General features: G+C 65.6%; 18 protein-coding genes. 10 read left to right on the top strand and 8 right to left on the bottom strand.

Annotated elements, in window-relative coordinates:
- Positions 1–16 precede the first annotated feature (16 nt).
- Positions 17–3,340, bottom strand: coding sequence for a carbamoyl-phosphate synthase large subunit (carB, locus tag CFB24_RS03965; RefSeq protein ID WP_088519235.1), 3,324 nt, complete (start codon positions 3,338–3,340; stop codon positions 17–19).
- Positions 3,341–3,782: 442 nt separating this feature from the next.
- Between carB and CFB24_RS03960 the strand changes: the two genes are divergently transcribed.
- The gene (locus tag CFB24_RS03960; protein ID WP_088519234.1) at positions 3,783–4,190 is read left to right on the top strand and encodes a GtrA family protein; all 408 of its coding nucleotides are present in this window, start codon (positions 3,783–3,785) and stop codon (positions 4,188–4,190) included.
- Positions 4,187–4,702: a TspO/MBR family protein gene (locus CFB24_RS03955; protein WP_244593309.1), complete on the top strand. Its 516-nt coding sequence runs from the start codon at positions 4,187–4,189 to the stop codon at positions 4,700–4,702. The genes CFB24_RS03960 and CFB24_RS03955 overlap by 4 nt, the downstream gene beginning before the upstream one ends.
- A 49-nt stretch (positions 4,703–4,751) precedes the next feature.
- Here CFB24_RS03955 and CFB24_RS03950 read toward each other — a convergent pair whose 3' ends face one another.
- Positions 4,752–6,059 carry a dicarboxylate/amino acid:cation symporter gene (locus CFB24_RS03950; protein WP_088519519.1) on the bottom strand — a complete coding sequence of 436 codons (1,308 nt, stop codon included), beginning with the start codon at positions 6,057–6,059 and terminating at the stop codon, positions 4,752–4,754.
- A 95-nt stretch (positions 6,060–6,154) separates the two neighbouring features.
- Complete coding sequence (locus tag CFB24_RS03945; RefSeq protein ID WP_088519233.1) at positions 6,155–6,751, bottom strand: TetR/AcrR family transcriptional regulator; 597 nt, start codon at positions 6,749–6,751, stop codon at positions 6,155–6,157.
- Between the two features lie 109 nt (positions 6,752–6,860).
- On the opposite strand from CFB24_RS03945, the gene CFB24_RS03940 reads away from it, so the two are divergent.
- The 3 genes from CFB24_RS03940 to CFB24_RS22985 all read left to right on the top strand — a co-directional run bounded on the left by CFB24_RS03940 (position 6,861) and on the right by CFB24_RS22985 (position 11,772).
- Positions 6,861–7,547 carry a PspA/IM30 family protein gene (locus tag CFB24_RS03940; RefSeq protein ID WP_158255321.1) on the top strand — a complete coding sequence of 229 codons (687 nt, stop codon included), beginning with the start codon at positions 6,861–6,863 and terminating at the stop codon, positions 7,545–7,547.
- 306 nt (positions 7,548–7,853) lie between these two features.
- Positions 7,854–11,246 carry an acyl-[ACP]--phospholipid O-acyltransferase gene (locus CFB24_RS03935; protein ID WP_088519231.1) on the top strand — a complete coding sequence of 1,131 codons (3,393 nt, stop codon included), beginning with the start codon at positions 7,854–7,856 and terminating at the stop codon, positions 11,244–11,246.
- Positions 11,247–11,319: 73 nt separating this feature from the next.
- The gene (locus CFB24_RS22985; protein ID WP_170133745.1) at positions 11,320–11,772 is read left to right on the top strand and encodes a hypothetical protein; all 453 of its coding nucleotides are present in this window, start codon (positions 11,320–11,322) and stop codon (positions 11,770–11,772) included.
- 21 nt (positions 11,773–11,793) lie between these two features.
- On the opposite strand, the gene CFB24_RS03925 is transcribed toward CFB24_RS22985, so the two are convergent.
- From CFB24_RS03925 to CFB24_RS03915, 3 genes are all read right to left on the bottom strand, one after another.
- A complete protein-coding gene (locus CFB24_RS03925; RefSeq protein ID WP_158255137.1) occupies positions 11,794–12,810 on the bottom strand; it encodes a CBS domain-containing protein in 1,017 nt (338 codons plus the stop codon).
- 91 nt (positions 12,811–12,901) lie between these two features.
- A complete protein-coding gene (locus tag CFB24_RS03920) occupies positions 12,902–13,867 on the bottom strand; it encodes a nickel/cobalt transporter (RefSeq protein WP_244593107.1) in 966 nt (321 codons plus the stop codon).
- On the bottom strand, positions 13,864–14,514 hold the full coding sequence (locus CFB24_RS03915; RefSeq protein WP_338064168.1) for a DUF1007 family protein: 651 nt from the start codon (positions 14,512–14,514) through the stop codon (positions 13,864–13,866). The genes CFB24_RS03920 and CFB24_RS03915 overlap by 4 nt, the downstream gene beginning before the upstream one ends.
- 139 nt (positions 14,515–14,653) lie before the next feature.
- Between CFB24_RS03915 and CFB24_RS03910 the strand changes: the two genes are divergently transcribed.
- The 3 genes from CFB24_RS03910 (at position 14,654) to CFB24_RS03900 (ending at position 19,434) form a co-directional block, all read left to right on the top strand.
- A complete protein-coding gene (locus tag CFB24_RS03910; RefSeq protein WP_088519517.1) occupies positions 14,654–15,781 on the top strand; it encodes an efflux RND transporter periplasmic adaptor subunit in 1,128 nt (375 codons plus the stop codon).
- Between the two features lie 13 nt (positions 15,782–15,794).
- Positions 15,795–18,863 (top strand): multidrug efflux RND transporter permease subunit, encoded by a 3,069-nt coding sequence (locus tag CFB24_RS03905; protein ID WP_088519228.1) that lies wholly within the window; start codon positions 15,795–15,797, stop codon positions 18,861–18,863.
- Positions 18,864–18,960: 97 nt separating this feature from the next.
- On the top strand, positions 18,961–19,434 hold the full coding sequence (locus CFB24_RS03900; protein ID WP_088519227.1) for a ferritin-like domain-containing protein: 474 nt from the start codon (positions 18,961–18,963) through the stop codon (positions 19,432–19,434).
- A 36-nt stretch (positions 19,435–19,470) separates the two neighbouring features.
- On the opposite strand, the gene CFB24_RS03895 is transcribed toward CFB24_RS03900, so the two are convergent.
- The gene (locus CFB24_RS03895) at positions 19,471–19,776 is read right to left on the bottom strand and encodes a hypothetical protein (protein WP_141098342.1); all 306 of its coding nucleotides are present in this window, start codon (positions 19,774–19,776) and stop codon (positions 19,471–19,473) included.
- Between the two features lie 158 nt (positions 19,777–19,934).
- Between CFB24_RS03895 and CFB24_RS03890 the strand changes: the two genes are divergently transcribed.
- Complete coding sequence (locus CFB24_RS03890; protein ID WP_088519225.1) at positions 19,935–21,515, top strand: peptide chain release factor 3; 1,581 nt, start codon at positions 19,935–19,937, stop codon at positions 21,513–21,515.
- Positions 21,516–21,562: 47 nt separating this feature from the next.
- Complete coding sequence (locus CFB24_RS03885; RefSeq protein ID WP_088519224.1) at positions 21,563–23,302, top strand: NAD+ synthase; 1,740 nt, start codon at positions 21,563–21,565, stop codon at positions 23,300–23,302.
- A gap of 1 nt (position 23,303) precedes the next feature.
- On the opposite strand, the gene CFB24_RS03880 is transcribed toward CFB24_RS03885, so the two are convergent.
- On the bottom strand, positions 23,304–24,467 hold the full coding sequence (locus CFB24_RS03880) for a ceramide glucosyltransferase (protein WP_088519223.1): 1,164 nt from the start codon (positions 24,465–24,467) through the stop codon (positions 23,304–23,306).
- Positions 24,468–24,589: the final 122 nt, after the last annotated feature.

Genomic DNA, 24,589 nt, shown 5'->3' with positions numbered 1-24,589 from the left:
GGTCAACTCCGGGCCTTTAGATGAAATAGTCCTGCAACGCCCGCACTTCCAGGTCTCCGGCGCGATAGGCTCGCACGCCCTCCGCCGCGGCCAGCGCGCCCGCGAGCGTCGTGTAATAAGGCGCCTTGTGCAGCAGCGCGGCGCGGCGCAGCGAGCGCGAGTCCGCGAGCGCCTGCGCCCCTTCGGTTGTGTTGAACACCAGCTGGACGCCGCCGTTCTTGATGGCGTCGACCACATGCGGGCGTCCCTCGGACACCTTGTTGATGCGCTGCGCCGGGATCCCCTGCTCATTGAGGAAGCGCGCGGTGCCTCCGGTCGCCAGCACCTTGAAGCCCAGGCTCGCCAGCAGCTTGACGGCGTCGAGCACGCGCACCTTGTCGGTTTCGCGCACCGAGACGAACAGCGCGCCGGAGGTCGGCACTTTGGCGCCGGCGCCGAGCTGGCTCTTGGCGAAGGCCACGTCGAACGAGCGATCGAGGCCGATCACCTCGCCGGTCGAGCGCATTTCCGGGCCGAGCACGGTGTCGACGCCCGGGAAGCGCGCGAAGGGGAACACCGCTTCCTTCACGCCGACATGCCCGCCCTTCCAAGGCTTCAGCTCGAACGACGCCAGGGCCTCGCCGGCCATCACGCGCGAGGCGATTTTCGCGATGGGCAGGCCGATCACCTTGGCGACGAAAGGCACGGTGCGCGAGGCGCGCGGATTGACTTCGAGCACGTAGATCTCGCCGTCCTTCAGCGCATATTGCACGTTCATCAAGCCGCCGACATTGAGGGCCAAGGCCAGTTTGCCGGTCTGTTCCTTGAGCTTGGCGATCATCTCCGCGCCCAGCGAGCGCGGCGGCAGCGAACAGGCGGAATCGCCGGAGTGGATGCCGGCTTCCTCGATATGCTCCATCACGCCGGCGACGAACACGTCGGTTCCGTCCGACAGGCAATCGACGTCCACTTCCACCGCATCGACCAGATAGCGGTCGAACAGCAGCGGATTTTTGCCCAGCACCATATTGATCTGGCCGGTCTTGTCGTTCGGGTAGCGCGACTTCACGTCGGAGGGCACCAGGCCGGGCAGCGTGCCGAGCAGATAGTCGTCGAGGTCGCCCTGGTCGCGGATGATCGCCATGGCGCGGCCGCCGAGCACATAGGAGGGGCGAACCACCAGAGGCAGGCCAAGGTCGCCGGCGACGATGCGCGCCTGCTCCACCGAATAGGCGATGCCGTTCTTGGGCTGCTTCAGGCCGAGCTTGTCGAGCAGACGCTTGAACTGGTCGCGGTCCTCGGCGAGGTCAATCGACTCCACGGAGGTGCCGAGGATCGGAATGTCAGCCTCTTCCAGCGTCTTGGCGAGTTTCAGCGGCGTCTGGCCGCCGAACTGCACGATCACGCCATGCAGCGTGCCGTTTTCCTGCTCCTTGGCGAGGATTTCCAGCACGTCCTCGCGGGTCAGCGGCTCGAAATAGAGGCGGTCCGACGTGTCGTAATCTGTCGAGACCGTCTCGGGATTGCAGTTGATCATGATGGTTTCATAGCCGGCGTCGCTGAGGGCGAAACAGGCGTGACAACAGCAATAGTCGAACTCGATGCCCTGGCCGATGCGGTTGGGGCCGCCGCCGAGGATCACGACCTTCTTGCGGTCGCTCGGCCGCGCCTCGCAGGCGGGCTGGCCGCCAAACGGCGCCTCGTAGGTGGAATACATATAGGCGGTGGGCGAGAAGAATTCCGCCGCGCAAGTGTCGATGCGCTTGTAGACCGGGCGAACGTCGAGCGAGCGGCGCAACGCCGCGATCTCGCTTTCACTCTGCCCTGTCAGCGAGGCTAGGCGCAGGTCGGAGAAGCCGGCCGCCTTCAAAGTGCGGAAATTATCGGCGTCTTTGGGCAGGCCGAAGGTCTTGACCTTCTTTTCCAGGTCGATGATTTCGTCGATGCGGGCGAGGAACCAGGGATCGACCTTGCAGGCGTCGTGAATGTCCTGCTGGCTCATGCCCATGCGCAAAGCCTGGCCAATCACCAGAATGCGGTCGGGCGTCGGCGTGCCGAGCGCGCCGCGCAGCACGTTCATGTCATCGCCCTTGCCGATGCCGTCGATCTCGTACTCGTCGAGGCCCGACAGGCCGGTCTCCAGCGAGCGCAGCGCCTTCTGCAGCGATTCCGCGAAGGTGCGGCCAATGGCCATGACCTCGCCGACCGACTTCATCGCCGTGGTCAGCACCGGTTCGGCGCCGGGAAATTTCTCGAAGGCGAAGCGCGGAATCTTGGTGACCACATAATCGATGGCCGGCTCGAACGACGCCGGGGTGGCGCCGCCGGTGATGTCGTTGGCGATTTCGTCCAACGTGTAGCCGACGGCGAGCTTGGCGGCGACCTTGGCGATGGGGAAGCCGGTGGCCTTGGAGGCCAGCGCCGAGGAGCGCGACACGCGCGGGTTCATTTCGATCACGATCATCCGGCCATTGGCCGGATTGATGGCGAACTGCACGTTGGAGCCGCCGGTCTCGACGCCGATCTCGCGCAAAACCGCCAGCGAGGCGTCGCGCATGATCTGGTATTCCTTATCCGTCAGGGTCAGCGCCGGAGCGACGGTGATGGAATCGCCGGTGTGAACGCCCATCGGGTCGAGGTTTTCGATGGAGCAAATGATGATGCAGTTGTCCGCCTTGTCGCGGACCACCTCCATCTCATATTCCTTCCAGCCGAGAACGCTTTCCTCGATCAGCACCTCGTTGGTGGGCGAGGCGTCGATGCCGCGCTCCACGATGTCGATGAATTCCGCCTTGTTGTAAGCGATGCCGCCGCCGGTGCCGCCGAGCGTGAAGGAGGGGCGGATGATGGCGGGCAGGCCGATATCCTCCAGCGCCTCCAGCGCCTGGGCCAGCGTCTTGATATGATGCGAGCGCGGCGTATCCAGACCGATCTTGGTCATCGCCTCGCGGAACCTCTCGCGGTCCTCGGCCTTGTCGATGGCCTCCGCGGTGGCGCCGATCATTTCGATGCCGAATTTTTCGAGCACGCCCATTTTCTTGAGCGACAGCGCGCAGTTGAGCGCGGTCTGCCCGCCCATGGTCGGCAGGAGCGCGAAGCCGCCGGGAACGGCGTAGCGCTCCTTCTCGATGATCTTCGCGACGATTTCCGGCGTGATCGGCTCGACATAGGTGCGGTCGGCCAAATCCGGGTCGGTCATGATGGTCGCCGGATTGGAGTTCACCAGCACGATCCGGAAGCCCTCGGCCTTGAGAGCCTTGCAGGCCTGCGTGCCGGAATAATCGAATTCGCAGGCTTGCCCGATGACGATCGGCCCCGCGCCGATGATCATGATCGTCTGGATGTCTGTGCGCTTCGGCATGGCTGCTCTTTGTTATGTCGGGCGGAGCCCGGCTTGTCGTTGTTCGGAGGCGCCAGGTTCGGCGCGGCCGCATAAAAAAAGGCCGCGTTCCGGCCCATTGAGCCGGCGCGCGTCCTCCGCCGTGTGTCCCTGCGGGACGGGGGCTGCGCCCGGCCCGGGGCCGCTGTCGCAGCCCCTCTTTTGACGCTTCTGTTAAACGAGTTTTTTTCGGCTGTGAACCCCACTTGCGCCGATTACGCGGGGATTGCATAGAGGTGGCGACATTTTCATCGCGCCGTGATAAGCAGCACAGCCAGCATCGCCGGCCCCCAGGCCGCCCCGCCGATCGATTGCGGCGCCTTCGCGTCTGTCGCCCGCAAACGCAGGTCCCGAACCGCCAGAAGATGGAAGCCGAGATGAGAAGCCGCGCCGCCTGTTTCGCTCCGTTCCGGCCGCGCTGACGATGCTGCGGCGTCAGTTCTCCTCGTTCGTGCTGGTCGGCGGCGTCGCCACGGTCCTGCATTACTCGGTCATGATCGGCCTGAAGGAACTGGCCCATGCGCCGGTGATCCCTGCGACCCTAACCGGCTATGTCGCCGGCGGTCTGCTGAATTATGCGCTCAACCGCCGCCATACGTTCGCCACCGACCGGAGCCATGCGCAAGCGGGCTGGCGCTTCGCCGTGGTCGCCGTCGGCGGCTTCAGCCTGACCTGGGCGCTGATGGCCCTGCTGACCGGCGCCCTGGCGATTCCTTATATACTGGCGCAGATGTTCACCACCGGCGTCGTTCTGATTTACAATTTCATCGCGCATCGGCTGTGGACGTTTCGCGCCACGCGTCCGATTGCGCCACAAAGGAGTTCGCCATGAGCGAGATACCCATGAGCGAGGCGCGCGCCCTTCCACAACCGGCCATGAAGCCGGGACGCGCCGGCGTGATCGCCGCCGGACTGGTGTTTCTTGACTCGGTTCTCGGCCAGCTCGCAACCCTTCCCAATCTGGCGCCCTGGTACGAGACGCTGCACAAGCCCGGGTTCAACCCGCCGAACGCCGTGTTCGGCCCGGTCTGGACCGTGCTTTACTGCCTGATGGCGCTGGCCTTCTGGCGCATTCTCATCGCCCCGCGCCAGCCCGGCCACAGGCTCGCTATTGGCCTGTTTCTCGGCCAGTTGCTGTTCACCGTGCTGTGGTCGTTCGCTTTCTTCGCCGGGCAAAGCCCGCTGCTGGGGCTGGTCGTGGTGATCCCGCAATGGCTGCTGGTGATCGCGACGGGGGCGGCGTTCTGGCGGTTCGATCGGATGGCCGGCCTGTGCTTCGTTCCGCTGGCGCTGTGGGTCGGCTTCGCCGGCGTGCTTAATTTCGTAATCTGGCGAATGAATTAAGTAATATAAACAAGCCCTCCGGGACGCCGGAGGGCTTGTTTTCCTTGTCTCAGGCGATGATCGGGGCCGCCTTGCCCGAAAGCGCCGCCTTCAGCTTGCCGCGATCCAGTTCGCCCTCCCAGGCTGCCACCACCACCGTGGCCACGCCATTGCCGATGATATTGGTCAGCGCGCGGTTCTCCGACATGAACTTGTCGATGGAGAAGACGATGGCCATGCCCGGCACGAGGCGCGGATCGACGGCGGCCAGCGTCGCCGCCAGCGTGATGAAGCCGGCGCCGGTGATGCCCGACGCGCCCTTAGAGGTCAGCATCGCCACCAGCACGATGGTCAACTGGTGCGTCAGGTCGAGATGTACGCCGAGCGCCTGCGCGATGAACAGGGTCGCCAGCGTCATGTAGATATTGGTGCCGTCGAGGTTGAAGCTGTAACCGGTCGGCACCACAAGCCCCACGACGGAACGGGAGCAGCCCGCGCGCTCCAGCTTGGCCATGAGTTGGGGCAGGGCGCTCTCGGACGAGGAGGTGCCCAGCACGATCAGGAGTTCGTCCTTGATATAAGCCAGGAATCTGAAGATGTTGAACCCGGCGACCGCCGCGATGGTCCCGAGCACCACGGAGATGAACAGGGCGGAGGTGAGATAGAACGAGCCGACCAGCGAGGCGAGGCTGCCGAGCGACGTCGCGCCATATTTGCCGACCGTATAGGCCATGGCGCCGAATGCGCCGAAAGGCGCGGCCTTCATCACAATGTTGATGACCCCGAACACGGCCTGCGCCGACGTGTCGATCAGCGAGCGCAATTGCGCGCCGCGTTCGCCCAGCGCCAGCAGCGCGAAGCCCATAAGGATCGAGAACAGCAGCACCTGCAGGATGTCGCCCCGGGCGAAGGCGCCGATCACCGAATCGGGAATGATGTCGAGCAGGAATTCCACCGTGCCGCGATGGACGCTGGCGTATTTCTCGACCGCCGCGGCGTCGGGCGCTTTGCCCGTGAAGCCCGCGCCTGGCTGGAAATAATTGCCGACGACGAGGCCGATCACGAGGGCGAAGGTGGAGACGATCTCAAAATAGATCAGCGCCTTGACGCCGACGCGTCCGACCTTGCTGGCGTCCTGGATGTGCGCGATGCCGGAGGAGACGGTGCAGAAGATGATCGGCGCGATCACCATCTTGATCAGCTTGATGAAACCGTCGCCGAGCGCCTTGACGCCTTCCGATGTGGAGAAGGCGGGGAAGAAAATGCCGGCCACGACGCCCAGCGCGATCGCGAACAGCACCTGGACATAAAGCAGCCTGTAGAAAGGGATCTTCTTTTTTGGTGTCCCCGGCGGCCCTTTCTCCGCTGGCGCCTGCATCTCCGCCATAACCCTGCTCCATTTGCGTCATTTTGTCGCTTCGGCGCTTATGCGCGGGAGTGCGCCGCACAAGCAAGGCCTTTGATAAAATTTCGTTAAGTCCGCTCGGCGCCCGCGCAGAGCATGCGCACCATCTCGGCGATCTGCGCCTCCAGCGCGTCATAGGGCACGGCGACCAGCATTTCCGCGATGCCGAGCAAAACGACGCCATGAACGGCGGAAAACCATGTGCGCGCAAGCACCTGGCGTTGCTCGTCGCTCTTGTGCGGGGCGATCCGCCGCAGCGGTTCGGCGAGATGCAGGAACAGCCCGAGCTGGGTTCGCGCGTGCCAGTCGGGCAGGGGCTTGTCTTCGACAAAACGATGGTCGAACAGGGCGCGCCACAAAGCCTGATTGTCGCGGGCGAAGCGGCAATAGGCCAGGGCGATGGCCACGAGACGCTCGGCGGGATCGTCGTTGGTGGCCGCCGCCGACAGCGCCGCGTCGAGCCGGCGCAACGTGCGCGCGGAAACCAGCAGCATCAATTCGTCGAGGTCGCCGACCAGATTGTAGAGACCGCCCAGCGAAACGCCGACGGCGGCGGCCAGTTCCCGCGCCTTGAGGGCGTCATGCCCCGAGGCGGCGATGGTCGCTTCCGCGGTCTCGATCAGGCGTTCGCGCTGCTGGCCGCGGCGGTCTTCGGCTTTAGTCATTCATTAACCTTGTTGCGTGGTATTATGAACGCCGTTCAAAATTATGCTTGAACAGCGTTCATCGCTGCGCTACAGCTGCCTGAACAATGTTCATAGCACGGGAACGGCAATGTTCAAGACGCTCGTCACTCTGTTTCGCGGTCGGGGCTTTCATGCGGAAGAGACGGGGTCCAATGCTGACGCCTTGACCCTTCTCGACCAGCAAATCCGCGATTTCGCCGCGGCGCTGGCGCAGGCCAGAAAGGCGGCCGCGCTGGCCGCCAGCGAGCAGCGGGCGGAACGGCGGCGCCTCGCCACTTTGGAAGCCGAGATCGCCGGCCTCGAAGCCCGCGCCTGCGCCGCATTGAGCCGGGATCGCGACGATCTCGCGCTGGAGACCGCCGGCCTGCTGGCCGATCTGGAAGCTGATCGCGACGCCAGCCGCCGCGCCTGCGCGCTTTACGAAGGCGAATTCGCCAAGATGCGCGCCCGCCTGCGCCGGTTCGAAAGCCGGATCGCGGAGTTGCAACGCGGACGCGCGCTGGCGCGGGCCAAGGATTCGCTCGGGCGGTTGCGCCGCGACGCCAAGAGCGACCATCCCCTGCGCGCCGGTTTCGCCGAGGCGGAAGCGACTCTCGCCCGCCTGATCGACCGCAATCTTCTGGCTCATGACGCCGAGGCGGCGCGCGCTGAACTGAACGCCGAGGGCCGCCCAAAGAAAAGCGCGGAAAAGGTCGCCGAAGCCGGTTGCGGCCTCCGCCTGCGCCCGACCTCCGAGGATGTGTTCGCCCGGTTGCGCGCGAAAATCGCCGCCTGAGTCGGTGCGCCCGTCCCGTTCGCCTCCCATCGCGTAAAAGCCGCGCCGGCCTTGGTCACAGCCGGCGCGGCGGGGAGGCTCGCCGGCCACCTTGAACCAAAGTCCTATCTCGGCATGGGCGTCTTCATGCTGTTACAGTCCTGCTTGTCGCCGACGGCGGGGAAGTCGGGACGACCGAACGCGTCCTGATGAACGCCGGCGCACAATCCCCGGACGGGAGACTCCCTGGGGCGTCCTCCCTGCGACATTACGTCAACGGATAATTTCCGCGTTTTGCCGCACTTTACGCGGCTTCGGGAGGACCAGATGTTCGCCTTGTTGACCGGCCGCAAATTCGCGCCCCTGTTCTGGACGCAGTTTCTTTCCGCCTTCAACGACAATTTCCTGAAGAACGCGCTGGTCTTCCTCATCATGTTCAAGATGGCGGGCGCGGGCGATGCTTCGGGCGCGCAATCCCTGGTGACGCTCGCGGGCGGCCTGTTCATCCTGCCGTTCTTCCTGCTCTCGGGCCTGGGCGGCCAATTGGCCGACCGCTTCGACAAAGCCCGGATCGCGCAGCGGCTGAAGCTGACCGAAATGCTCGCCGCCGCGCTGGCCGTCGCCGGCTTCTCGCTGCAATCCATTCCGCTGCTGTTCGCGGCGCTCGGGCTGTTCGGGTGCATTTCCGCCCTGTTCGGGCCGATCAAATACGGCATCCTGCCCGACCATCTGCACAAGAGCGAACTGCCGGTCGGCAACGCCCTGATCGAGGGCGCGACTTTTGTGGCCATCCTGCTTGGCACGCTCGCCGGCGGTTTCGCCTCCCGGGGCGGCGGCGATCCCGCGAATTTCGCGATCGCCATGCTTGGCATCGCCGCCGCCTGCTACATCGCCAGCCTGTTCATACCGAAAACCGGCGAGGCCGCGCCCAATCTGAAGGTCGAGAAGAACATCTTCCGTTCGACCGGGCATCTGATCTCGGGCCTGTGGGGCGACAGCCGCCTGTGGCGGGTGGGCGTGATGGTCAGCCTGTTCTGGATGTTCGGCGCCATCGCCCTGTCCCTGTTGCCGCCGCTGGTGAAGATGCAGCTCGGCGGCGACGAGATGGCCGTCTCCTATTATCTCGCGGCCTTCGCTGTGGCGGTCGCGCTCGGCTCGGGCCTCGGCGCCTTCCTCTGCGCCGGCCGCATCGTACTGCTGCCAGCGCCGGTCGCGGCTTTGGCCATGGGCTTTTCCTCGCTCGAACTGGCGCTGGCCCTGCGCGGCGTCGCGCCGATCGCGCCGGACGGCGATTTCTTCGGCCATGCCCTGGCGTGGCGCGTAGGCGTCGATCTGTGCGGCCTGGCTTTCGCCGGCGGCGTGCTGGCGGTGCCGAGTTTTTCCGCCGCCCAGGCCTGGGCCGACCCGGACAAGAGGGCGCGGGTGGTCGCCGCCGTCAATGTGCTCAACGCCGCCTTCATGGTTCTCGGCGCCGTGGCGGTCGCGGCGTTGCAGGCGGCGGGTCTTGGCTTTTCCGGCCTGTTTGCGCTAATGGGCGCAGCCTGTGCTGTTTCGGCCATCTGGATGTTCAAGACCTTGCCGACCAATCCCCTCAGCGACCTGCTCTCCATTGTGTTTCGCGCCTTCTATCGCCTGGAGGTGGTGGGGCGCGAAAATTTGGCCAAGGCGGGGCCGAACTGTATCGTGGCGTTGAACCATGTCAGTTTTCTCGATGCGCCGCTCGCCTTCTCCCTGCTTGACGGCAAGGCGGTGTTCGCCATCGATTCGCAGATCGCAAAGGTGTGGTGGATCAAGCCGTTCCTGCGCTTCGCCCGCACCTATGCGCTTGATCCGACAAAGCCTTTGGCGACACGCGGCCTGATTCAGGAGGTGCGCGACGGCGCCAGCATGGTGATCTTCCCCGAAGGACGGCTCACCGTCACGGGGTCGCTGATGAAGGTCTATGACGGCGCCGGCATGATCGCGGAGAAATCCGGCGTGAAAGTCGTTCCGGTGCGCCTCGACGGACTGGAGAGCACGGCCTTTTCCCGGCTGTCGCGCGAGCAGGCGCCGCGGCGCTGGCTCCGGAAAGTGCGAGTCACCGTGCTGGAGCCGGTCGAGCTGAAGGTTGACGAAAAGTTACGCGGCAAGGCGCGGCGAATGGCCGCAGGCGCGGCGCTGTATCAGGTGATGTCCGATCTGGTCTTCCGCACCACGGACAGCCGCAAGACCATTTTCGAATCCGTGGTCGACGCCGCGCAGAAATTCGGCATGGGCCGGGTGGCGGTGGAGGACCCGGTCAGCGGCGCGCTGACCTATCGCAAGCTGCTGATCGGCGCCCGTGTCGTCGGCGAGAAGCTCGACGGCTTCGCCGAGCCCGGCGCGCCGCTCGGGCTGATGCTGCCCAATTCCAATGCGGCGGCTTTGGCCGTGCTCGGCCTGAGTTCGGCCAACCATCCCCCGGCCATGATCAATTTCACCGCCGGTCCGGCCAATATTCTCGCCGCCTGCGCGGCGGCCAAGGTGACGCGCATCGTCACCTCGCGCGGCTTCATCGAAAAAGCCAATCTGCAGCCTTTGGTCGACAGGGTCGGCGAGAAGGTCGAGTTCATCTATCTTGAAGACGTCAAGGCGACGGTTTCAGCGCTCGACAAGCTGCGCGGCGCGCTCCGGGCCGGGACGCCGATCCACGCCAGCGACCCGGAAAAATGCGCCGCCATCCTGTTCACGTCAGGCTCGGAAGGCGCGCCCAAAGGGGTGATGCTGTCGCACAAGAACATCCTGTGCAATGTGGCCCAGGCGGCGGCGCGCATCGATTTCGGCCCGCAGGACCGCGCCTTCAACATCCTGCCGGTGTTCCATTCCTTCGGCCTGACGGCGGGCATGCTGCTGCCGCTGGTGTCGGGCGTGCAGCTCTACCTCTATCCCTCGCCGCTGCACTACCGCATCATCCCGGAACTGGTTTACGCCTGCAACGCCACCATCCTGTTCGGCACGGACACGCTGCTCGCCGGTTACGCCCGCTCCGCCCACCCCTACGATTTCCGTTCGCTGCGCTATGTGATCGCCGGCGCGGAGCCGGTGAAGGAGGCGACGCGCAAGGCCTATGACGAGAAGTTCGGCCTGCGGATTCTGGAAGGCTACGGCGTCACCGAATGCGCGCCGGTGCTCGGCCTGAACACGCCCATGTTCAACAAGTTCGGCACGGTCGGCCGGTTGCTGCCGGGCATCGAGGCCCGGCTGGAGCCGGTGCCGGGGATCGCCGAAGGCGGACGCCTGCATGTGCGCGGCCCCAATATCATGATGGGCTATCTGCGCGCAGAAGATCCCGGCGTGATGGAGCCGCCCCGGGACGGCTGGCACGACACCGGCGATATCGTGACCATCGACGACCAGGGTTTCGTCGCCATCAAGGGCCGCGCCAAGCGCTTCGCCAAGATCGGCGGCGAGATGATCTCGCTGGCGGCGGTCGAGGCCCTGGCGAGCGCCTTCTGGCCCGATTCGAAACTGGCCGTGGTGACGCAGCCCGACCCGCGGAAGGGCGAGAAGCTGATTCTGTTCACCGAGGCGGCCAACGCCAACCGCAGCGATTTCATTCCCTTCGCCAAGGGCATGGGCGCGACCGAACTGATGCTGCCGGCGCAGGTGGTGGTGGTCGAAGCCATTCCCCTGCTCGGTTCGGGCAAGATCGACTATCCCGCGGTGGACCGAATGGCGGCGGAAATGGCCGCGGCCGCGTAAGCTTGCCGCCAAGTTCATGTTGAGTTCAGGTCTGAAGGGCGTAAGTTCGGCCGCGAAAAGAGGAGTGAGCGCCATGGCGTCAACTTTCATCAAGATCGCGGCGGCCTCGGCCGTAGCGGCTTCAGCTCTAGCCTTCGCCAGTTCCGCTTCGGCGGGCGGCGGCTTTGCGGGCGTCGGCGGAGGCGGAGGCGGCGGTGGCGGCGGCTTCGTGGGCGGCGGCGGCTTTGCGGGCGGCGGCGGTGGAGGCTTCGCGGGTCGCGGCGGCGGTGGCGGCGGTTTCGCTGGCGTCGGCGGGGGGCCCCGTGGCGGAGGCTATTACGGCGGCGGCGGTAATTACGGCGGTTGGCATGGCCATCATGGCGGCTGGCGGCATGGCGGCTGGGGTTACCGCCCCTATTGGGGCTGGGACGCGCCGGTCTACGCCTATCCGTCCTACGGCTACGAGGAAGAAGACTGCGTGCTCAGGCGCAAGCGCGTCTATACGCCCTATGGTTGGCGCGTCCGCACCTACCGCGTGTGTTATTGATTTAAAAAAGGTCGCGGGGGATCATCCCTCGCGGCCCCAGACCAGCGACAGTTCGGCGTCGCCCGGAAACCCGTCCGGGAAGGTGGCGATCCGCGCGGAAAGCGCATAGCCGAGCGGCTTCAGCTCCTTCTCCCAGCGCAGGAAGAAATCGGCGGCCTTGCCGCGCAAGCTCGCCGGCCAGTCCGGCGAGGGCAGGTTGATGGTGCGGCCGCCATCGGTGCAGAGCGCGGCGGGGAAGGTCAGGGCGACGCAACTCGCTTCGCCGTTGCGCGCCGCCTCTACCGCTTGCGACAGCAGGCTCGTCATTTCCGCATTGGTGAATTTGGCGCGCAGCATGTGCTTGACCGCCTCATCGCGTTTGGCTTTGGCCTGGCGGGCGACATCCGCTTTCATCTCCACTTTGTGGCGCTCGAAATCGCCGACGAGTTTCTTCAGTTCGGCGGCGCTGGCCACGCCCTCGATGTGCGGCGCGTCGGCTGGCGGCGGCGCGGGCGGCAGGCCCGCCGCCTCAATAGCCTCCTCGAATTCGTCCGGGGTCGGCAGCGGCCGCGCCTTCGGGCGGTCCGGCGCGAAAAAACGCAACAGGCTGGCGCGGGTGATGACGCCGGCCACCTTGCCGTCGCGAACCGCCACGAGACGGCGGATGCGATGCCGCGCCAGCAGTTCGGCGGCCTCGATCAGGCTGGCGTCCTCGTCGATGCAGATCGCGGGCGAGGCCATGATGCGCTTGACCTGGCCGGCCTCGCGCTCCAGCGCTTCGAGATAGGCGCCGGACATCTCCTGACCCTCGGAAATGTACCGCACCCAGGCGTCGCGCTGCCGGGCGCGCTCCGCCTCGTCGCCATAGCGGAAATCGGTCTCGCTCACCACGCCGACCGGCCGGTTCTCGGCGTCGACCACCGGCAGGCCGCTGACCCGCAGCTGGATCATGATTTCGGCGGCGTGGCGGGCGGAATCCTCCGGCCTCACCGAGACGGCCGGCGATTTCATCGCGTCGCGAACTCGTTTGCCCTCGAAACTGGCGTGGATCGCGTTCATTGCCGGCCTCCTTCCACAATGGCGCGAAGCTCGCGCCTGCATGCGACATTTATACCTTTGATCCGACGGGCGCTATTCACCTGACATCGGGTCAGCCGCCCGACGCCCAAAGCCCCAGCAGCAGCGAAAGGCCGAGCAGCAGCACCGCCAGCGCCGCCAGCGCCTCAAGGCCCCGCGCGAACAGTTCCGCGCGCCGCGTGCGGGCGCCGAGCAGCCGCGTCATGCCGGATTTGAACAGAACGGCGGCGGCGGCGAGGCCCGCGGTGGTTAACGCCGTTCCCATGGCCATGGCGAGCGTCGCCCAGACGCCGACCGGGAAGGCGTGCAGCGCCGAGGAAAACACCAGCGCCAGGATCGCGCCGGAACAGGGGCGCGATCCCGCCGCCAGCACGGTGGCCGCGCCCTGCCGCCATGAGAAATCCTGGCCCAGCCGTTTCGGATCGGGCGCGACGCAATGCGGGCAATCGGCAGGGTGGGGGCCTTTGCCGTCGTCGCATGTGAAGCGCGAGCTGACCGGCGGCGGCGGCCGCAGCGCCGCGACAAAGGCCGCGCCCTTGCGCCACAGCAGCCAGCCGCCGAAGCCGGCGATGGCCGCGAAGGCGGCTTTTTCGATCCAGCCCATGGCGGCGGTCATGCTCTGCGCCGTCGCGCCCAGCAGCAGCGTGGCGACGCCCACCAGCGCGATGGCGACGAGCCCCTGCCAGCCGGCGGCGAGGAAGGACAGGACGACCCCGCGCTTCATCGCCCGCTCGTTGGCCAGCATGTAGGAGGAGATCACCGCCTTGCCATGGCCGGGGCCGGCCGCATGGAACACGCCATAAACGAAGGCGGCGCCCGCCAGCGACGCCAGGGCGGACGGGTTCTGCGCCGCCGCCTCGACCCCGCCGCGCAACAGCTGGTAGAATTCCGCCTGCTGGCGCAGCAGCCACAGGCCGAACCGGCCGACCTCGCCGACCGATCCCTCGTTGACGCCGAGCGAAAACGGATTTTTCCGCGCGACATCGGCCAGCGCGGGGCTGGCGGCCAGCAGGGCGGCGATCCCGGCGAGCCGCCTCACGGGCAGGCCACCAGCGTGCGCGTCGCCAGCTTGACGCCGAAATCCTGCCCAGGCGCCAGGCCGGACAAATAACTTTCGCTGAGCTTGCCCTGGTCGGACGCGGTGAGCGGCTCCGGCTTGATCGTGGTCATGGAGCAGCCGGCGGGCGCGTCCTTCAGGATCACCGGGTCGTGTTTCTCCAGCTCGATATCCACGAAATAGGTGGGGTCATAGACCATGAAAGTAAAAGGCTTTTTGGGAGAGACCGGAGTTTTCAGCGGCAGGGTGAAGCGCAGCGTGACGATCCTGTTGGCGTCGGCCTCCAGCCCGTAATCCCGGGGCTCGCCGAATTCGTGATAATGCGGGCCGGTCTTGGCGGCGGTGAAATACTGGAACTCCGCCAGCGATTCGACATTGGTCTTGGCCAGCGGGGCCAGCTCCTCGCGCGTCGGCGGCTGGCCGTCCTTGCCCAGGCCCTGCACGGCGAAGGCGGAATACATTTCGTCGAAGGTCCAGATGTGGCGGATCGCGGCGATCTCGCCTTGCGGATCGAACAGCAGTTCCTCGCGCGCGGCGATCCAGACATGGGGATGCGCCGCCGCCGGGGCCACAAGGCCCGCCAGCATCGGCGCGAACACGAGACCTGTCGTCAAAAGCCGTGGCGTCACGATTCGCGCTCCCTTCACCAAGCTTCAACAATAGCCAAACTCAGGCGAAAGCGAGGCGGCGTCCAGCGGCGGAAACGCATTGCCAGCGCGCGCACATCTCCTTACATACGCGCTAGCCTTGCGGATTCAAATGGAAGCCATGCGCGCAAAATCTTTCACCATCACCTTCGTCGTGCTGGCCGTCGTGATCGGCGGGCTGTCTTACGTGCAGTTCAAGGTCAAGCCGGCGATGATCGCCGGCTTCATGTCGGCGCCGCGCCCGGTCAACGGCGTGTCGGTTGAGGAGGCGCGCCCGGAGAGCTGGACGCCGCGCCTTGCCGCCATCGGCACGTTCAAGTCGGTGCCGGGCATCGACGCCGCCGGGCAGTTGGCGGGGATCATCGCCGAGGTGGCGGTCAAAAACGGCCAGGATGTGCGCCAGGGCGATCTGCTGTTCCGGATCGACGACGCCAGCGAGCAGGCCGACCTGAAATCCAACGCCGCCACGCTGAAAAACGCCGAAATCGCCTATCAGCGCCAGCAGTCGCTGACGGCGCGCGGCGTCGCCTCCCAGTCCAATCTCGACGCGGCGGTCGCGGCCCGCGACACCGCCGCCGCGGCGGTCGAGCGCGCCAAGGTCATCATCGCCCAGAAAACCATCACCGCGCCCTTTTCGGGCCGGGTCGGCATCCGCAAGGTCGACGTCGGCCAATATGTCGCCGCCGGCGCCGCCCTGATCAGCCTGCAGCAGCTCGATCCGATCTATATCGACTTTCAGGCGCCCGAGCAGTTTTTTGGCGATCTGGCGCTGGGCCAGACGGTCACGGCGCAGGTCGATCTGCTCGGCGGAATCAAGGTGTCCGGCAAGATCGTCAATCTCGACGCCCGCGTCGACCGCGACACCCGCACGCTGCTGGTGCGGGCGGAAATGGCCAATCCCGACAAGAAAATTCTGCCGGGCATGTTCGCCAATGTCGATGTCGAAGCCGGCAAGTCGCGCGATTCCGTGACCCTGCCGCGCACGGCGATCTCCTATTCGCTTTATGGCGACTCGGTTTACGTCGTGGCGCCTGACGACGCGCAAAAGGGATTTGACGGGCCGCTGCACGCCGAGCGGCGCTTCGTGCGGCTCGGCGAAACGCGCGGCGAGCGCGTCGCGCTGCAGGAGGGCGTCAAGTCCGGCGAAAAGGTGGTCACGCAGGGCCAGATCAAGCTGCAGCCGAATGCGGCGGTGAAAATCGAGCCCGATACGGGCCTGCCGCCGCAAAATCCGCGACCGTTGCAATAAGGGGCGCTGACACATGGGCGCCTTCACCGATCTTTTCATCCGCCGCCCGGTGCTGGCGAGCGTGGTCAGCCTGCTGATCCTGCTGGTCGGCGCGCAGGCCGGCTTCCAGATGCAGATTCGGCAATATCCGAACCTGTCCTCGGCCACCATCACCATCACCACCAGCTATCCCGGCGCCAACGCCGACGTGGTCAAGGGATTCATCACCACCCCGATCGAGCAGGCGGTGGCCAGCGCCGAGGGCGTCGACACCATGGTGTCGAACTCGCAGCAGAACACCTCGCTGATCACGCTCAACCTGCGCCTCAACGCCAACGCCGACCGCGCCGTCACCGACGTGCTGGCCAAGGTGAACCAGGTCAAGTACCTGCTGCCGCGCGAGGCGCTGGATCCCGTCGTGGTCAAACAAGCCGGCGAAAGCACGGCGCTGATGTACATGTCGTTCAATTCGGCCGATCTCACCGGGCCGCAGATCACCGATTACCTGTCGCGCGTGGTTCAGCCCGCCTTGCAGACCATTGACGGCGTCGCCAGCGCGCAAATTCTCGGCGGCCAGAATTTCGCCATGCGCGTCTGGCTCGATCCCGACAAGATGGCGGCGCGCGGGGTCACCGCCGCCGATATCCGCGCCGCGCTCACCGCCAACAATTTCACCTCGGCCGCCGGCCAGATCAAGGCGGACTACACCCAGACCTCCATCGACGCGCTGACCTCGCTCGACAACGCCAGGGCGTTCGCCCAGCTCACCGTGCTCAATCGCGGCGACGCGCTGGTGCGGCTCGGCGATGTCGCGCGCATCGAACTGGGGCCGGAGAGCGTCGATTCCTCCGCCGTGTTCGACGGCCTCAAGGCGGTGTTCATCGGCATTTACGGCACGCCCACCGCCAACCCCCTGAGCGTCATCGCCGATGTGCGCAAAGCCTTTCCCAATCTGCAGGCCGGCCTGCCGGCGGGCTTGAAGGCCGCTGTCGCCTATGACGCCACCGAATTCATCCGCGCTTCGATCCATGAGGTGCAGAAAACCCTGATCGAAGCCGTCCTGATCGTCGTCTGCGTCATTTTCCTGTTCCTGGGCGACATCCGCTCGACGGTGATTCCGCTCATCACCATTCCGCTGTCGCTGATCGGCGTGATGTTCATCATGCTGGTGATGGGCTATTCCATCAACCTGCTGACCCTGCTCGCCTTCGTGCTGGCCATCGGCCTGGTGGTGGACGACGCCATCGTGGTGGTGGAGAACATTTACCGGCACATCGAGGAGGGCATGACGCCCATCGACGCCGCGCTGAAAGGCGCCCGTGAGATCGCGCTGCCGGTCATCGCCATGACCATCACGCTGGCGGCGGTCTATGCGCCCATCGGCTTCGTCGGCGGCCTGTCGGGCGCCTTGTTCAAGGAATTCGCCTTCACCTTGGCCGGCTCCGTGGTGGTCTCGGGCTTCATCGCGCTCACGCTGTCGCCGATGATGTGCTCGCGGCTGTTGCGGCCGCATCGCGGCGACAGCGGCAAAAAGGGGCTGGCGGAACGGCTCGACGCCGTCTTCGAAAAGCTGCGCGTGCTCTACGAGGGCCGGCTGCACCGGGCGCTCGACAATCGGCCGGTCGTTCTGCTGTTGCTGGTGGGGGCGCTGGCGCTCACCGGCGTGTTCTACGCGTCCACCCCGCGCGAACTGGCGCCCGAGGAGGACCAGGGCTTCCTGCTGACCATTGTCAAAACGCCGCAATCGGCCAATCTCGACTATATGGAGCAGGTCACCGGCAATCTGAAGCGGGTGCTCGACACCGTGCCGGAAAAGGACCATGTCTTCGCCATCAACGGCTCGCAGGGCGTGTCGCAGGGCATCGCGGGCATGATCCTGAAACCCTGGGGCGACCGCGAGCGCGGTCAGAAGCAGGTGCTGCAGGGGCTGGGGCCGAAACTCGCGGAAATCCCCGGCGGACAGGTGGTGGCCTTTGCGTTGCCCTCGCTGCCGGGCAGCACCGGGGGAACGCCGGTTCAGTTCGTGATCCGCACGGCGGGCGACTTCCAGACCCTGTCCGGCGTGCTCGACCGCATGCAGGATGAGGCGCGCAAGAGCGGCCTGTTCATCTTCACCGACGGCGATCTGAAATTCAACACGCCGCAACTGGAAGTAAAGATCGACGCCTCAAAAGCCAATGCGCTCGGCATTTCCATGCAGGACATCGGCGCGACGCTCGCGACCTTCCTCGGCGGCAATTATGTCAACCGCTTCAGCCTTTACGGCCGCTCCTACGAGGTGATCCCGCAGGCCCCGCGCGACTTCCGCCTGAGCGCGGAATGGCTGACGCGCTACCAGTTGCGCACGGCTTCGGGCGCGCTCACCCCGCTCTCGACCGTGGTGCAGATCACCGAGAAAATTCAGCCCAACGCGCTGACCTCTTTCCAGCAAATGAATTCCGCCACCCTCTCGGGCGTGCCGTTCCCCGGCCGCACCCTGGGCGAGACGCTCGACTTCCTGAAAGCCAAGGCCGGCGAAACCTTCCCCGAAGGCTACACCTACGATTTCCTTGGCGAGAGCCGGCAATATGTGCAGGAGGGCGACACGCTGGCGCTGGCCTTCGCCTTCTCGCTGATCGTGATTTACCTCGTGCTGGCCGCGCAATTCGAAAGCTTCCGCGATCCCGTCATCATCCTGATCGCGCTGCCGACTTCGATGTTCGGCGCGCTGATGCCGCTCAACGTGCTCGGCTTCTTCGGCGCGGCCTCGATCAACATCTACACCCAGATCGGGCTGATGACGCTGATCGGGCTGATTTCCAAGCACGGCATCCTCATGGTGGATTTCGCCAACAATATGCAGCGTACGCAGGGCCTGTCGCCGCGCGCGGCCATCGAGCATGCGGCCGGCGTGCGCCTGCGCCCGATCCTGATGACCACGGCGGCGATGGTGATCGGCGTGATCCCGCTGATCACCGCCGCCGGCGCCGGCGCCAAGAGCCGCGCCGCCATCGGCATCGTCATCGCCGCCGGCATGAGCATCGGCACCTTGTTCACGTTGTTCGTCACGCCCACGGTCTATTCTCTGCTGGCGCGCGACCATCGCAAGGAGAAATTCGACTGAGGCGGCGTCCGCGCCGCCTATTTCGGCATCACGCCCAATAGTTGTGCTTGTTCAACCTTCGTCCGCGCCGTAGATCCTTTAGGAAAAGGAGAGCCACATGCAGTCGGTCGAGGAATTTCTGGCTTACGCCGTCCGTCTTGAACAGGAAGCGGCCGAGCGTTTCGGCGAATTGGCCGACGCGATGCAGTCCGCCGGCAATGGCGAGGTCGGCAAGCTGTTCCGCCGGCTGTCGGACTATTCCCGCCTGCATCTCGGCGACGCCAAGGCGCGCGCCGGCTACCGCGACATTCCCGATCTCGCCCCGATGGACTATCAGTGGCCGGATTTCGAAAGCCCGGAAAAGGCTGCGCTGTGGGCCGCCGACCCGATGATCTGCAAGGGCGAGGCGCTGGAGATCGCGCTGGCCGCCGAACAGGCCGGCCGCGATTTCTACAAGACTGTGCTCGACACGACCGACGACCCTGAGATCAAGGCGCTCGCCGCCGAATTCGTCGCCGAGGAAGGCGAGCACGTCGCCGAATTGCAGAAATGGATCGCCGCCCACCAGGCCGGCCAGAAGACGCCGGCCTGACCTTTAAAGGCAGTCGGTCGCGCCGGGCGTGTGCGGCTAGAGTTGGCGAATGGCGCCGGGCGCGACGCGCATGAGCGCGTCGAGGATGCGTATGCGAGGCGAGGCGCCATAGAGTTCGGCGATCATCTTGCGGTAATCCTCGCCGCGCCATCGCTCCGCCGCCGCGCGATCGGGCCAAATGTAGACGCCGCCGCCTTCGCCGGTTTCGGCGTCGAAATAGTAATATTTCTCAATCAGGTCGGGGTTGTCGGCCCAGCGCGCCGCCGTTGTCTCGTAGAGCGCCGCTGCGGATGCGCGGGTCGCGCCTTCGGGCAGATCGAACAGCACAAGTTCAACAATCATCTGAGCCTCCATTCCGGCGTGGGCGATCTTGATCCACGGGGCCAGCGGTCCGGCGCTCGCGAATTCCTGCGCGATCCATGTTGACATTCGACCCCGGGTCGTTCAGCCCTCGGGAGAATATAAGCAGTCAGGTAAGAGTTGGACTCGCCGTTTTGACCATGCCTTCCAAAGACCACGTCGCCCGGCGGCGCACATTCGCCATCATTTCCCACCCGGACGCCGGCAAAACCACGCTGACGGAAAAGCTGCTGCTGTTCGGCGGAGCGATCCAGCTCGCCGGCGAGGTGCGCGCCAAGGCCAACCGCCGCCAGACCCGCTCCGACTGGATGGGCATCGAGCGCGAGCGCGGCATTTCCGTCGTCACCTCGGTGATGACGTTCGAATATGGCGATTGCGTCTATAACCTGCTCGACACGCCCGGCCACGAAGACTTCTCGGAAGACACGTATCGCACCCTCACCGCCGTCGACTCCGCCATCATGGTCATCGACGCCGCCAAAGGTATTGAAGCGCGCACGCGAAAACTGTTTGAAGTCTGCCGCCTGCGCGACATTCCGATTCTTACCTTCATCAACAAGATGGACCGCGAGAGCCGCGACCCGTTCGATCTGCTCGACGAGATCGAAAAGACGCTCGCCCTCGACACGGTGGCGCTGACCTGGCCGATCGGCCGGGGCAGGGGATTCGCCGGCACCTACGATCTGCGCGCCAATCTGGTGCGCCTGCTGGAAGAGGATTCCGAGCCGATCAAAGTCGCTGGCCCCGAAGATCCCAAAATCGCGGAGATTTCGTCCGACGCCGACGCCCTGCTGGCGATGGAGGAGATCGAACTGGCGCGCGAGGCGCAAAAGCCTTTCGACGTCCAGGCTTTTCTTGAGGGGCATCTCACGCCCGTCTTCTTCGGCTCGGCGCTTAAGAAATTTGGCGTGCAGGACCTGATCGACGCTCTGGCCGAATTCGCGCCGGAGCCGCAGCCCGTCGCCGCCGCCACCCGCCAGGTCGATCCGCGCGAAGCCAAGATGAGCGGCTTCGTGTTCAAGATTCAGGCGAACATGGATCCTCACCACCGCGACCGCATCGCTTTTATGCGCGTCTCCTCCGGCAAGCTGACGCGCGGGATGAAGGCGCGGCTGGCGCGCACGGGGAAAAACATCGCGCTCAACGCGCCGCAGTTCTTCTTCGCCCAGGACCGCCAGCTGGCGGAGGAAGCCTATGCCGGCGACGTCGTCGGCATTCCCAACCACGGCGCGCTGCGCATCGGCGACACGCTGACCGAGGGCGAAAATCTGGTTTTTCGCGGCGTGCCGAGCTTCGCGCCGGAAATCCTGCGCCGCGTCAAACTCGGCGACGCCATGAAGGCGAAAAAGCTGCGCGAAGCCCTGCAGCAAATGGCGGAAGAAGGCGTGGTGCAGCTGTTCATCCCGCATGACGGCTCGCCCGCCATGGTCGGCGTGGTCGGCGCGCTGCAGCTCGACGTGCTGGCCGAACGCCTGCAGGCCGAATATGGCCTGCCCGTCAGTTTCGAAACCAGCCGTTTCGAAATCTGCCGCTGGATCAGTTCGGACCAGCCGGCGGAGCTGGAAAAATTCATTCGCGCCTATCCAACCGCGATGGCGAACGATCTCGATGGCGCGCCGGTGTTTTTGGCGCAATCGGCCTTCAACCTGCGTTACGATCAGGAGCGCTGGCCGGCGATCGAGTTCACCGACATCAAGGACTATCAGGTCGGCCAAGGCTGACGCCAGCGGCGATGGACGCGTTGCGCGTCCTCGCCTAGATTGACCCCATGACTGCGCCCCTCGATCGCCTCGTTCTCGCCCTCGCCCAAGTCAATTCCACCGTCGGCGCGGTGGAGGATAATTTGTCTCGCGCCAGAACAGCGCGAAAGCGGGCGGCGGAGCTGGGCGCCGATCTCGTGATGTTCTCCGAGCTGTTTCTCGCCGGCTATCCTCCGGAGGATCTGGTGTTGAAGCCGGCCTTCCAGGACGCTTGCGGCGGCGCGCTCGAGGATCTCGCGCGCGACACCGCCGACGGCGGCCCGGCCGTGCTGATCGGCCTGCCCTGGATGCAGGACGGCTTCTGCCACAACGCCTACGCCCTGCTTGAGGGCGGGCGCATCGCGGCGGTCCGGCGCAAGGTCGATCTGCCCAATTACGGCGTGTTCGATGAAAAGCGCGTGTTCCATCCCGGCCCGATGCCGGGGCCGGTGGATTTTCGCGGCGTGCGGCTGGGACTGCCGATCTGCGAGGATATCTGGCAGGCCGACGTGGTCGAAACCCTCGCCGAGACTGGCGCGGACATCCTGCTGTCGCCCAATGGCTCGCCCTATTGGCGGGGCAAGGACGACGAGCGGCTGGCGGTCGCCACCGCGCGGGTGGTCGAGAGCGGACTGCCGCTGGTCTATCTCAACCAGATCGGCGGCCAGGACGAGCTGGCGTTTGATGGCGCGAGTTTCATCGTCAATCCCGATTGCGCCGTCGCGGGGCGTCTGCCGGCGTTCGAAGAATGTGTCGCGCGCGCCGTGTTCGAACGCGGCGATTCCGGCTGGCGCTGCGTGGAGGCGCCGGACGCCGCGCAACTGGGCGATGACGAGGCCGATTACGCCGCCTGCGTGCTGGGCCTGCGCGATTACGTGCGTAAAAACGGCTTTCCCGGCGTGGCGCTGGGCATGTCGGGCGGCGTCGATTCCGCGCTGTGCGCCGCCCTCGCCGTCGACGCGCTGGGGGCGGACAAAGTTCACGCCATCATGCTGCCCTATCGCTTCACGTCCGGCGAATCGCTCAGGGACGCCGAGGATTGCGCCCGCGCGCTCGGCCTGCGTTACGACGTCACGCCGATCGCCGCCGCCGTCGAGGGCGTCGAGCAGGCCTTGTCGGGACTTTTCGCGGGCACCCAGCGCGGCGTCACCGAGGAGAACATTCAGGCGCGCGCGCGCGGCCTGATCCTGATGTCGGTGTCGAACAAGTTCGGCCCGATGCTGGTGACCACCGGCAACAAGTCGGAAATGTCGGTCGGCTACGCCACGCTCTATGGCGACATGAACGGCGGCTTCAATCCGATCAAGGATCTCTACAAGACCGAGGTGTTCCGGCTGTGCCGGCTGCGCAACCGCTGGAAGCCTTTTGGCGCGCGCGGGCCGGATGGCGTGGTGATCCCCGAGAACATCATTACAAAACCGCCGACGGCGGAACTGCGCGAGAACCAGAAGGATCAGGATTCGCTGCCGCCCTATGACGCGCTCGACGACATGCTGGAATGTCTGGTGGAGAAGGACATGCGCGTCGCCGAAATCGTTGCGCGCGGCCACGATGTAGAGACCGTGAAGAAGATCGAGCGCCTGCTTTATCTGGCCGAATACAAGCGGCGCCAGTCGGCGCCGGGCGTGAAGGTGACGAAGAAGAATTTCGGCCGCGACCGCCGCTATCCCATTGTCAACCGGTTCCGCGATCCCGGCCTGTCCGCGCGCCAGCCGGACTTTGCGGTGGCGGCGGAAAGCCCGGCCGGGAGCGCGCGGTTCGAGGAATGACTTACGCGGCGCGGTCGGCGGGTTCGTCCGAGGCTTCGCGCACCGTCATCGAATTGCCGAGCCAGACGAAATCGTCGCCGAGCCAGCCGTCGATCCAGATCACCGCGAACACCCAGTCGCGGGCGATGATGGCTAGCGGCGACACCCAATGGGTCGGCCAGCGCAAAGCCAGATTGGCCAGGGTTTCCGGCACGGCGAAGGCCAGCGCGACCAGGGCGGCGGCGGTCCAGGGCTCGAAGCCGAAGTCGCGCGCGGCATAGGCACCGGCGAGCATGGGAATCACGCAGCCGACCAGGATTTCGGGCGCGTAGAGCTGCGGGAACGAGGCGCGGCGCAGGCGGGCCCAGCGGGTCTGACGCTGGTAAACGGCGCGCAGCGTGCGGGCGCCGAGGGGCTGCCCGAACGGACGGTCGACCAGCGCCACCTTCATGCCGGCGTTGCGCACCAGCTTGGTGGCGGCGGCGTCCTCGGCGATTTCCGAGGCCAGCGCCGCGACGCCGCCGGCCTGTTCGACGATGTCGCGCCGCCACATCATGCTCTTGCCCTGCGCGAAGCCCTGGCCGAAGGCGTCGGCGCAGAACTGCCAGCGCGCCTGGAACGAATTGAGGAAGGCGCATTCCAGTTCGGCAGTCGGGCCCTTGGGCATGACGCCAAGCGGCGGCGAGCAGACCAGGCCGACCTCCGGCGTGAAGCGCACCAGCATTTGCTGCAGATAGTCCTTCGGCGCCAGCACATTGGAATCGGCGAGAACGATGAACGCGTGTTTCGCCGCCTGCCAGCCCTTGAAGCAATTGTTGAGCTTTGGATTAGGGCTGATCGGATCCTCGCCGATCAGCAGCCGCCCGCGTCCCTCGGGCTGTTCGGCGATCAGCTTCTGCACCAGCGGGATGATCGGGTCGTTCTTCTTCTGCACGCAGAACAGAACTTCGTAATCGGGATAATCCAGTTCGAAGGTCGAACGCAGCGTCAGCTCGGAATGGGCTTCCAGGCCGCAGACGGGCCGCACGATCGAGACCGGCGGCGTCGGATCGGGCAGGCCGGTCCGGGCGAGGCGCGCGGCGAGGCTTTCCCCGCGCCGACGGCAGCGCCACAATACGACGCCCAGCGAAAAGAGATTGAAAGCGATAAGGGCTACGCACACGCCCGCAGCGATCATACCGGTCATCCGCGCCGATCTTTCTGTCAGAATATCTTCGGAAGGCGCTCGACGCGCCCATGGCGCTTATGCGGATTTTTTTTCACGTTTATATGACAGGCCGTCGGGCAACGTGACGCAGGCGGGGAAAC

It is taken from the genome of Rhodoblastus acidophilus (assembly GCF_900187365.1).
Taxonomy (GTDB): Bacteria; Pseudomonadota; Alphaproteobacteria; order Rhizobiales; family Beijerinckiaceae; genus Rhodoblastus; species Rhodoblastus acidophilus.
This window is presented reverse-complemented; position numbering and strand designations above follow the sequence as displayed.

Excerpts from the sequence above, each read along its gene's own strand:
- CFB24_RS22985 (WP_170133745.1), top strand. The coding sequence starts at position 11,320 with ATGGCGTCAACTTTCATCAAGATCGCGGCGGCCTCGGCCGTAGCGGCT.
- CFB24_RS03880 (WP_088519223.1), bottom strand. The coding sequence starts at position 24,467 with ATGACCGGTATGATCGCTGCGGGCGTGTGCGTAGCCCTTATCGCTTTC.
- carB (WP_088519235.1), bottom strand. The coding sequence starts at position 3,340 with ATGCCGAAGCGCACAGACATCCAGACGATCATGATCATCGGCGCGGGG.
- CFB24_RS03905 (WP_088519228.1), top strand. The coding sequence starts at position 15,795 with ATGGGCGCCTTCACCGATCTTTTCATCCGCCGCCCGGTGCTGGCGAGC.
- CFB24_RS03945 (WP_088519233.1), bottom strand. The coding sequence starts at position 6,751 with ATGACTAAAGCCGAAGACCGCCGCGGCCAGCAGCGCGAACGCCTGATC.
- CFB24_RS03900 (WP_088519227.1), top strand. The coding sequence starts at position 18,961 with ATGCAGTCGGTCGAGGAATTTCTGGCTTACGCCGTCCGTCTTGAACAG.
- CFB24_RS03950 (WP_088519519.1), bottom strand. The coding sequence starts at position 6,059 with ATGCAGGCGCCAGCGGAGAAAGGGCCGCCGGGGACACCAAAAAAGAAG.
- CFB24_RS03960 (WP_088519234.1), top strand. The coding sequence starts at position 3,783 with ATGCTGCGGCGTCAGTTCTCCTCGTTCGTGCTGGTCGGCGGCGTCGCC.
- CFB24_RS03890 (WP_088519225.1), top strand. The coding sequence starts at position 19,935 with ATGCCTTCCAAAGACCACGTCGCCCGGCGGCGCACATTCGCCATCATT.
- CFB24_RS03895 (WP_141098342.1), bottom strand. The coding sequence starts at position 19,776 with ATGATTGTTGAACTTGTGCTGTTCGATCTGCCCGAAGGCGCGACCCGC.
- CFB24_RS03935 (WP_088519231.1), top strand. The coding sequence starts at position 7,854 with ATGTTCGCCTTGTTGACCGGCCGCAAATTCGCGCCCCTGTTCTGGACG.
- CFB24_RS03885 (WP_088519224.1), top strand. The coding sequence starts at position 21,563 with ATGACTGCGCCCCTCGATCGCCTCGTTCTCGCCCTCGCCCAAGTCAAT.
- CFB24_RS03925 (WP_158255137.1), bottom strand. The coding sequence starts at position 12,810 with ATGAACGCGATCCACGCCAGTTTCGAGGGCAAACGAGTTCGCGACGCG.
- CFB24_RS03955 (WP_244593309.1), top strand. The coding sequence starts at position 4,187 with ATGAGCGAGATACCCATGAGCGAGGCGCGCGCCCTTCCACAACCGGCC.
- CFB24_RS03940 (WP_158255321.1), top strand. The coding sequence starts at position 6,861 with ATGTTCAAGACGCTCGTCACTCTGTTTCGCGGTCGGGGCTTTCATGCG.
- CFB24_RS03910 (WP_088519517.1), top strand. The coding sequence starts at position 14,654 with ATGCGCGCAAAATCTTTCACCATCACCTTCGTCGTGCTGGCCGTCGTG.